The sequence below is a fragment of the Aphanizomenon sp. CS-733/32 genome (assembly GCF_028330045.1).
Classification (GTDB): domain Bacteria; phylum Cyanobacteriota; class Cyanobacteriia; order Cyanobacteriales; family Nostocaceae; genus Dolichospermum; species Dolichospermum gracile.
In genome coordinates this window covers 1-3,343 of the sequence record NZ_JAQMSE010000219.1, presented here as the reverse complement: position 1 = coordinate 3,343, position 3,343 = coordinate 1, and the positions used below count along the sequence as shown (strand labels likewise).

Sequence of the window (3,343 nt, the reverse complement as noted above, 5' to 3'; positions counted from 1 at the left end):
GAATTAATGGAAACGTCATTGGGGCAGGGCAACCCGTCATCACATGCTTTCCCGATTACTTCAAATCGGAATTAATGGAAACCTGATAGCCGTGCCGACGTGCGCTTTTCATCGACTTTCCCGATTACTTCAAATCGGAATTAATGGAAACAGTTTGCCCCGTTCCCGAGGAGAACAATGCCGCCCTTTCCCGATTACTTCAAATCGGAATTAATGGAAACGAAAGAGAAGGAACACGAGTTCGGCCTTTGCTGCTGTCTTTCCCGATTACTTCAAATCGGAATTAATGGAAACCTAAACTGCGTTCCATACGGAATCCCGAAGCCATCTTTCCCGATTACTTCAAATCGGAATTAATGGAAACCCCTTCCACTCTTCTCGATATTCATATTGGGTAAACACTTTCCCGATTACTTCAAATCGGAATTAATGGAAACCATTGATTCTAACCACGTATCGAAAACTAATAGCCTACTTTCCCGATTACTTCAAATCGGAATTAATGGAAACGGCACATGCGCTCGCTGTTAACTTTTGCCATTTCGCCCCTTTCCCGATTACTTCAAATCGGAATTAATGGAAACATGAAATATCCAAAACTCCCTCCTATCAAAAAACTACCCTTTCCCGATTACTTCAAATCGGAATTAATGGAAACCAAAAGATAGTACCTGAAACTGTGTTGATTATTGAAATAACGTAGTTTCAGGTATTTTCAATTATTGATAAAAATCAAATATTAATGAAAACAAGCGATCGCCATACCGTAAACTTCCTGAAATATTAACAACAGCGATCGCCATACCGTAAACTTCCTGAAATATTAACAACAGCGATCGCCATCCTACTTCAATTGTTTGAAAACACTCAAAACCCCTAAATCTTACTCTGACAAGGTTTCATCCTTTTTTCGTCACAACCGTAGAGCGATTCCTACGGAGCGCTTCGCTATCGCTTCTTTTGGAAACTCGCGTTTCCAAGCATAGGTTTTAATAAAGCATATCAAAGTCCAAACCCAAACAAAAAGCAGTTGGGAAAAACCTATGCTCACATCCCGCCGTGTCTTAATTTTCGCAGACAGCGATAATACCTACCTAGCAGCGCAAAGCTTCAACAGAAAAATCGACTGGCAAAAAATATGTCACTACCTTGCAGATCCCAAAGAAGGTAGAGAATTAATCGAAATGGTGATTTATGTTGGTTTACCACCAGCCAGAGAAAGATTTGAAGAACAACGTAAAACCAAAGAGAAATTTGTCTATTGGGCTAGAAGTAACGGCTTTTTAGTAGTTGCGAAAGAAGGAAAAGCCAAAGGGGAAGAATATGAAACCAATATTGATGTTGTCATGGCTATGGATGCAATTGAATTAGCATTAGAAGTCAAACCCGATATCGTTGTCTTAGTGACAGGAGATTCAGATTTTGCCTATTTAGCTGAAAAATTGCGACGAAGAGGAATGCGAGTAGAAGTTGCATCCGTAGAACAGTCATTAGGTAGTGAGTTAAAAAGTTCAGCCAACAGCATTATTGACTTGATAGAAGTCTTTGACTCATTTAATCCTCAAAATAATAATCAAACATTCCACAGAATCGGTAATGCCAACATATTTGACTAATTCTAAGATTAATAAATTCGGCGATTAAGTAGGTAGGCGGAAATAAATAGAACTATGTTAAGTAAGTTAACAGATTCTGAAATTGGCTCGTAGTTAGGGCTTTAGCCCTACTTTCAGGTCTAGAGACCTTACTGCCCTACTTTCAGGTCTAAAGACCTTACTGCCCTACTTTCAGGTCTAAAGACCTTACTACAAACCTTGAATTATTTACGTTACTCTACTTAATCCAACAAATTATCATTCAAAAAAGCATAGCAATCATGCGAACAATTAACGGCAAATTGGTTATCCCAGAAATCCACGATCTAGACAGTATAGAAGCTTTTCCACAGCAATCAAATCACAAAATAAATAACTACCAAGAAATAGAAACACAAATCATGAACTTCAGTCAACAACAAGACGAAAAATATAACCAGAAAATCAAAGATATCCAAAATCGCCTTAGTAAACTAGACAGAAAATGTATCCTCCTCGAAGAGGCGATCGCCCGACAGTTTACCCAGGTTATCATCATTAATATTTGCGGTGTAATGGGATTATTTCTCCTGTGCTTTTGGTTTGATAGCAACCACAAAACAGGCAATCAATCTACAAAAAAATCAACCCATCTAATAGTGCAGCAACTACACAAATAAACTAGCAACTTGGGTTACTAGTTATCTAGTTGAGGCTGGTAATTGGTAATGGGTGATAAAATCCCATTTTTAATCCTGTTCATCCTTAAATCCCGGAAATCCTGATTCAGACAGTAGCAACTTACGTTAAATACAAAAATACACATCAAGGAGAAAATATGCGAGCAGTAATTAATGGTAAATTATCCGATTTACCTCAAGGTACAACAGTAGAACAATTGAGGAAAAAGTTTCCTGAAATTGGCAATGATGATGTCATGGAAGAAGGTTTTGGTGGAACTAGACCTTTAAAAAATAATGAAGCCCTCAAAGAAGGTTCAAAAGTATGGAGTGTACCCAAAATTGTTAAAGGCACAGGAGATTTTATTTTGTAGTGCAAGTAACTTATCCACTTTATACAAAAGGAAATTTACAAGTTCCACCACCTATTTTTTTCAAAATTGGTATCTCCTCAAGGTTTTATAATGCCTCACGCTATACAAGTTGAAACAGGTGAATTATGACAATTACAATTTCTCAGGACAAATTAGAATTGCAACCAACTCCAAGATTAATCGAAGAACTCAAAATTTTAGAAAAACTAGCGAAGAATATAATCGTTGGGAATAAAACAATTGAAGGTCTTAGATACACAGCAATTCTCATCAAAGGAATGCCCCTCTCATCCCAAAAATTCACCGTTTCCAATAGCGATGTTTTATTTCTGCTACCACCTGAATATCCCCAACTACCACCCATCGGTTGCTATCTCAATTACCCTTGGAACACCACCGGAGAAGGAGACCATCATTTCACCAGACAAAGCTATTATGGAGCGCCATTTTTAAGTGATGAGGGATGGTATTGGTACTGTGTTGGACTCGGAGGAGGATTTAACCGCGAAGTCTGGTTAAACTCATGGAAACCTAGCCAAAAAGTAGATAAAGGACATAATTTAGCGACACTGTTTGTTACTGCACGTCATGCAATTAATAGCGACGATTAAGTAATGTAAAAAATCTTGAGATGATTTCGTAGTGAGAAATTCAGTTCTCAAATGAGGAATAAATTCCTCACTACAAACTTTGAGTTATTCAAGCCGTTCTACTT

The 3,343-nt window shown here is 37.8% G+C and carries 4 protein-coding genes and 1 CRISPR repeat array; all 4 genes read left to right on the top strand.

All coding sequences use genetic code 11. From position 1 onward, the window contains the following. Positions 1–46 precede the first annotated feature (46 nt). A CRISPR array of direct repeats spans positions 47–658; the repeat unit is 36 nt; unit sequence CTTTCCCGATTACTTCAAATCGGAATTAATGGAAAC. A 385-nt stretch (positions 659–1,043) separates the two neighbouring features. The 4 genes from PN471_RS18265 to PN471_RS18250 all read left to right on the top strand — a co-directional run bounded on the left by PN471_RS18265 (position 1,044) and on the right by PN471_RS18250 (position 3,239). Further along, positions 1,044–1,616, top strand: a complete 573-nt coding sequence (locus PN471_RS18265) for a LabA-like NYN domain-containing protein (protein ID WP_039203195.1) — start codon at positions 1,044–1,046, stop codon at positions 1,614–1,616. A gap of 260 nt (positions 1,617–1,876) precedes the next feature. Beyond that, on the top strand, positions 1,877–2,254 hold the full coding sequence (locus PN471_RS18260; RefSeq protein ID WP_271778049.1) for a hypothetical protein: 378 nt from the start codon (positions 1,877–1,879) through the stop codon (positions 2,252–2,254). Between the two features lie 158 nt (positions 2,255–2,412). After that, positions 2,413–2,628: a hypothetical protein gene (locus PN471_RS18255; protein WP_039203194.1), complete on the top strand. Its 216-nt coding sequence runs from the start codon at positions 2,413–2,415 to the stop codon at positions 2,626–2,628. Between the two features lie 125 nt (positions 2,629–2,753). After that, the gene (locus tag PN471_RS18250) at positions 2,754–3,239 is read left to right on the top strand and encodes a hypothetical protein (RefSeq protein ID WP_271778048.1); all 486 of its coding nucleotides are present in this window, start codon (positions 2,754–2,756) and stop codon (positions 3,237–3,239) included. Positions 3,240–3,343: the final 104 nt, after the last annotated feature.